This window comes from Paracoccus broussonetiae (assembly GCF_031854425.1).
Lineage (GTDB): Bacteria > Pseudomonadota > Alphaproteobacteria > Rhodobacterales > Rhodobacteraceae > Paracoccus > Paracoccus broussonetiae.
In genome coordinates, this window is the sequence record NZ_JAVRQI010000012.1 from 180,018 (window position 1) to 186,350 (window position 6,333).

Consider the following 6,333-nt stretch of genomic DNA (forward strand, 5'->3'; position numbering starts at 1 on the left):
CCGAAATCGAACATTCGCCAAGCTTTGGCGTCGGATCAACTTTGCCGGTGACAGCTGGATGCGCCCGCCCTAGCCTCACTCAGACGCTGAATACGACATGGTCGTCGCGGCTTGGTTCACCATGCTCATCGCCGAACTTAGCGGCCTTCTCTGTAACAAGGCGGCGACGCGCCCAACACCTGTGTCGACTTCATCCGCCACGGTGCCATGGGAGCAGGCACAGATAGGCAAGGCGAGCGGCGCTGGAGGCGCCTGACCGAGGAGGCCGCCGGCTCCGCGAAGTCGGTGTTCCACTTCGACGTCCAAGGATCGGTGGCCAAATCCACTCATGCCGGGATCCCTTGGCTTCGTCGCATCCGTGCCGCCAGACCCGAGCTATATTTTTGGCCCCTCGACGGCTGGTCACCGCTCCTCGGCACCTCGGTGATTGCTGAAGTCTATCCGAGGCTCTGGAGCACTGCCTACCCGGTCGCGGGGCGCAACCCGGACCAGCACGACGCCTATTCGGTTGCCCGCTGGCTGCAAGAGGCGGATCTGGATGGCAGCCTTCAGCGTGCTTTGCGGCCCTTTGAGTCCGGACCGATCGACACGACCGCCAGGGTCGAACGCTGGATCCTTGACGTGGAGACATCCGAGCCTCCCAAGTCGAGTCCGAGGAAGCTGGGGCCTGCCATGGTCCCACGCAGCGCTCGCGAGACAACCCGGACTGGCTATCTCAACCGAAATGGGCAGGAAGTCATCCAGCGCAGGGACCTGCCGGGCAATGATCACAACCAAAAGGTCTACGTTCTGCGCTGCCGCCAATGTGCTGCCGTATACGGCGCAAACGGTTCAGACATCTTTCAGCGTCGTTGTCCGAAATGCGGTGGAGGGAGCAAGGGGCTGGTCACCCACTGACAGGCAGATAGAGGCTAAGATCCGTCAAAAGCTAGCGCAGCAGACTTTCCACTGACACTCCGCGAGGCGGTCTTACGGGTGAGTTCGGCGCATAGGCGCCGCTCGCAAGCATCCCATGCTGCGCGGCGACGTTCCCCGAAATGGCCGTTCGACCAGCATAGCAGGGAAGCCCCGCCGCAAGGGTAATAATGCGGACGAAGCTGCCGTTTGCAGGTGCGGCAGAGAAAAATGCTACATCGCCGCCAAAGTGATCCGCTGGGCGGAAAGCTGTCTGACAGCAGCGCGACACGGCACCTACAGTGAACTTGAAAAAGCAGCCATTTGTGCCGACCGCAGCTAGAAGAGTTATGCACCAGGCGTGAGAAATGGAGAGCCGACCGACGCAGGTGCTTCAGCCTGCAATGACCTCAACCAAGGTCGCGAGTTGTCGAGTTGGTCTTGCCATCCGGTCGCCGAAAAGTCCTTGCAAACACGTACCCTTAGGTCAAGTTGAGTCAACAGCAGCTGTAAACGTCGCGGCCGCATAAGGGACATCATGTATCTGGCATCACTTACGATTAGCAATTTTCGCCGCATAAAATCTGCAACGATAGACTTCGTACCTGGCCTCAACGTCATCGTCGGCCCGAACAATATCGGAAAGACGGCCGTCGTTGACGCTTTAAGAGCGCTACTTGCCGGAACAGATGATCCATATCCGCGCTTCAGCATCGACGACGTCCACCTTCCCAATGGGGGTACGGCAACAGGTGATATAATATTCGACTATATCTTCAAGGACCTGTCGCTCGACGATGAAGCCGACTTCCTGCATGGGCTAAGGACTGATGGCGCGGGAAATGCGGAGGTCCTTCTCAGAGTGACTTATGGCGATGCGGATAAATCCGGGCGGCTGAGGTCGAGAAAAGTCTGTGGAGACCATCACGACATTGCGATGACGTCAACCATGCTGGACAACCTGCGCAGCGTTTATCTGCAGCCACTGCGCGATGCAGAGCTTGGACTTCGCCCGAGCCGTACAAGCCAGTTATCCCGTTTGCTACATCTTCTATCAGATGACGCGGGAAAAGAGGAGATCGCCAAGAAGCTTGCAGATCTCGACAAGGATATTAAGGCGCTCAAAGCGATTATTGAGACGCAAGAAGCCATCACCGGGCGCCACAAGAGCATGCTGGGCGATCAACTGGCTCAGATGCTGGCAGTAGAGCTTAGCGGTTCTGATTTCACGAAGCTCGCTTCGCGCCTATCGCTACTTGTCGACAGCTTCGAGATTGAACGTAACGGCCTTGGCTATAACAACCTGATCTTCATGGCCGTAGTTTTAAGCGAACTCGCGAAGAACGCAGATTCGGCTTATCGCAGCCTGATTGTCGAAGAGCCTGAAGCACATCTGCATCCGCAACTACAGGCCGTGCTTTTGCGCTACCTGTCCGACATCAAAGTTGCGGCGGGCGAACGGCCGGTCCAGGTCTTCGTCACAAGTCACTCGCCGAATTTTGCGAGCATTGCAGATTTGAACGCTGTCGAATGCCTGATTGAGACGGAAACAGGTGTCGAGGTATTCCATCCCAGGTCGGTTAGTTTTGGAAAGGGCAAGAAGGAGAAGTTAAAGCGATACCTTGATGTAACCCGCGCTGAGCTCTTCTTCGCACGCCGCGTCATCTTCGTCGAAGGTGCCGCCGAGCTGATGATGATCGGCTTGCTGGCGAAGAGAATGAGCTATGATCTTCGCGACCACGGTGTCAGCCTGATCAGCGTCGAAGGATTGAACTTCGACTCCTTTATGCCATTGTTCGGGGAAACGGCAATCAAGATACCAGTAGCCGTCATCACGGACGCAGATCCATTTATTGTCGATGCCGAAGGCAGAAGTCAGCCTCACTACCCATCCGCAACCGAAAACATCACGATCTCAAGCAACACGGTGTCAATGAAGAAGCGGGAAGACACATTCGTCAAAGTCTACCACGGCCAAAAGACCTTTGAGTACGACTACGCTTTTCACGAAAACAACAGAATGGCTATGCTGGCAGCTCTCAAGGAGCTACACCCTCAAATCGGCGCCGATCTTGAAACTGAGGTCGCATCAAAGGCGGACGATCAGGAGAAGGCGGAAGCGCTGTTCACGGGTATGTTCGAGCGGCCAAAGGGTAAGACAAATGTTCAAAAGGGCGCATTCGCTCAGGCTCTCGCGGCGCAGATTGAAGATAACAACCTGGAAATTGAAATTCCGAACTACATTAGAGATGCCGTAATGCATGCGTGCAAGGCATGATCGAACTTTCGCCGCAGCAGCGGGAGATCGTCGAGGCGCCGCTCAAACCCATGGCGGTCAGTGCCTGTGCGGGGAGCGGCAAGACTGCGACGGCGGTTCAGAGGCTCGCTGCGATACGCGAGCGCCTCGACGATAGGCACGGCCACATCGCGCTTTTGTCCTTTTCCAACGTGGCCGTCGATACGTTCAACAGGGACTACAATGCCTTGCTGGCAGAGCCCGGCAGCGGCCGTATAGGTGGCGTCGAGATAGCCACGGTCGACGCATTCATCACCTCAACTATTGTCCGCCCCCACGGTCATCTTGTAATGGGATGCGCCAGGACGCCGTTCCTTGTGCATGGCAGTGAGCCTTTTCTCGCGAACTTCACGGTCTGGGACGGAAATAGGCCGCACCCCACAACTGCGCTTCGACTGGAATTGGTGAAGGGAGTGGGGCTTCAGTTTGAAGTAGGACGGGCGAGGACCGTCATTGATCAAAAGGCAGCCGCCGATGCGATCAGGAAGCTGGCGAAGGTCGGCGCCTACTCGCACGCTCTCGGAAGCTTCTGGGCGCTGAGAGTTCTCAGGACCCAACCGCTAATTCTCCGCGCGCTGGCGCGCCGTTTTCCGCACATTCTTGTCGATGAGGCCCAAGACATCGGCACGTTCCACCAGTTTATCCTTTTGGCTTTGCGGGGCGCCGGTGTGCAGGTCTCGCTTATCGGGGATGTCAACCAAGGCATCTACGAGTTCTCTGGCGCGACTGGGGAGTTTCTTGACCAGTATGCGAAGCGTGATGATGTCGACGGTCGGATGCTCTCGACCAACTATCGATCGGTCCCAAGCATCGTCACGATCGCAAACCAACTATCAGGGCGCAACGATATGGCTGCGCGCACTGCGCCCGCCACGTTGTCGGGCGCGTATTATTTCGCTTACAAGAAAGACGAAAAAGACAATGCTCTTAAATCATTCGCCGCGCTGCTAGGTCAGGCGGGCATAGCGGTCAACGATGCGGTCGTGCTCTGCCGGTCAGCGGAATGGGCTGACGATTGGGCAGGCGGCGAAGAAGAACAAGGACGGGGCGTCTTGCGACATTTCGTGGACGCTGCGATCCAGCGAGACAAGTTCGGGCGTTTCGATGAGGCATTCAAGCATTGCTGCGCTGGCGTCGTCGGCTTGCTGGATGACGGTCATGGGGCTTTGCTCTCTGAAGTTGCACGCCACGGCACAGATGAGCAAAGTTCTCAGGCGCTGCGGAGGGTGTTGTGGACGTTCGTAAAGGACCCGGCCAACGGGTTGCCTTCTGCGTCTCTTGTGGCGGACACTGCTTGGCAGCCCGCACTTCTGGCGCGGGCTGAAATCTTGCTTGCCGCGCTTTCGGCGGAGCATGGTTTGAAGGCTGGCGACACCTGGAAAGCAAAGCTGGCGAAGCGGAATATCCTCAACCAGCCGCTTATGCGACCCGCAGATTTGGGGATCGAGAATGTGCCAAGGTTCCGCGTCTCCACCGTTCACAAGGTGAAAGGGGAGAGCATCAGGGGCGTTCTGTATATCTGCAACCGTTCGCATCTCGATGAACTGCTGGGAGGCACAGCGACAGAGGTCGGCAAGATCGGCTATGTCGCGCTCACCAGAGCGCGCGATCTGTTTGTCTTGGGTGTCCCTGCCAACTACCTAAAAGAGTTCGCGCCCAAGCTTGATGCACTCGGTTTTGCGAAGGCTGGCGGGACGTAGCCTTGGGGTGAAAAATCAGCCCGGAGGAGTTGCGGACCATACGTCTGCTGACGGACAAACTTCATTGATACTACGGAGAGACGGTTGATGGACCGCCCCACTTTCTACAGCAAAGAGTGCCTCCGACGTCGCGCAGTAGCGAGCGAGTTCGCCAAGGCATTTGATGTCTACCTGTTGGCATTGGCGCCGTCCTGATGAGCATCAGGCCAAGGACGCACCTGCTTCGCCTTCCCTACACGAATGAGGCGTTCCCGCCGGGTGTACTCGCGAACGGCAGCAGTGAGCTGACCGTGACATGGGACGAAATCCTCTGGGCCGCGCTGACTATCGGTCGCCCGTCGGTGCACCATGTTTTCGCCCATGGAGCCGCTTCCTTCCACGAGGCGATGTTCCGCCTATCCGTTGTCCGAATGGCTCTTGAGCAATACGGTCCCACCGCGACGCGACTGCGAAGAACGAGTGGCTACAAATCCCTCGATCCGACCGAGAAAGGAGCGATCAGCTATTTTCTCGGGATGACCTTCTGCAAGGTATTCTCCAGCCGCTTGCTTTCGACACCTTGGCTCCTGCATTTGGACATCTTCAAATCGACGATACCCACCTCAGTTCTCGGCCAATCGCGCCCCGATCTCCTTGGCCAGCAAATCGGCTCCGGCGACTGGCTTTCTTTTGAGACGAAGGGACGTGCAAGCAAACCGTCCTCCGCGGATTGTGCTAAAGCCAAGGCACAGGCTATGCGCCTGATATCCGTTAACGGCAAGCGATGTACATTGCATGTGGGTTCATTTGCGTTCTTCGCCAACGATGCGCTTCATTTCCACTGGATTGATCCGCCGTCCGACCCGAAGAGGCCGATCGAGATCCCTGAGATCGGCGATGCATGGCGCTTTTACTATGGTCCCTCTAAATCGCTCTGGGATAACTTTGGGCGCGAGGCTGGGGTACAAGATCAAGCTGGCCTTAAGTTCGAAGTCCCGTTCTTCGATATCACCATCAGGGTCCACCCGTTGTTGGCGCCATTCTTTGTCGATGCGAACTGGGCAGGTGCGCAGAGAACTATGCTCGAGTTCGCGGAACAGCTGAAGACCGAAGGATTCCAGCAAGACGGGCTCAAGATCGCTAGCGGCCCCAGCTGGCGCGTTCGCGCGGATCGCCTGCCTGTCGGGTAGGATCGTTTCGAGTGCTTCGTCACACCTGATTCACGGACGGCGGCTTCTCACCCATGCCACTGATGTCCTAGTCGCCCAAATTTCGCTGCGACGCCAGTCGAAGGGCTGCTTCGGGGAATGCGGTCCTGCAGCATGAGGTCCCCCCGACCGTCCGCTTTGGGCCGCGCCTTCCGCTGCGCCAGCGAAGAGTTGCGCCATGCTGCGGCCGACGGTAACCATCCGGCGTAGGCCGCGGCAGCGATGCTCAGGGGGCGCCCTTGGGCGCTTTGGGTTT

General features: G+C 57.5%; 4 protein-coding genes. All 4 read left to right on the forward strand.

Going from position 1 to position 6,333, the window contains the following annotated elements; all coding sequences use genetic code 11:
* The first annotated feature begins 207 nt into the window (after positions 1 to 207).
* The 4 genes from RM190_RS16265 to RM190_RS16280 all read left to right on the forward strand — a co-directional run bounded on the left by RM190_RS16265 (position 208) and on the right by RM190_RS16280 (position 6,059).
* Positions 208 to 897, forward strand: a complete 690-nt coding sequence (locus RM190_RS16265) for a hypothetical protein (protein WP_311760512.1) — start codon at positions 208 to 210, stop codon at positions 895 to 897.
* 535 nt (positions 898 to 1,432) lie between these two features.
* Positions 1,433 to 3,172 (forward strand): ATP-dependent nuclease, encoded by a 1,740-nt coding sequence (locus RM190_RS16270; protein ID WP_311760513.1) that lies wholly within the window; start codon positions 1,433 to 1,435, stop codon positions 3,170 to 3,172.
* On the forward strand, positions 3,169 to 4,890 hold the full coding sequence (locus RM190_RS16275) for an ATP-dependent helicase (RefSeq protein WP_311760514.1): 1,722 nt from the start codon (positions 3,169 to 3,171) through the stop codon (positions 4,888 to 4,890). Before RM190_RS16270 ends, RM190_RS16275 begins: the two co-directional genes overlap by 4 nt.
* A gap of 194 nt (positions 4,891 to 5,084) precedes the next feature.
* Positions 5,085 to 6,059, forward strand: a complete 975-nt coding sequence (locus tag RM190_RS16280; protein ID WP_311760515.1) for a hypothetical protein — start codon at positions 5,085 to 5,087, stop codon at positions 6,057 to 6,059.
* Positions 6,060 to 6,333 lie beyond the last annotated feature (274 nt).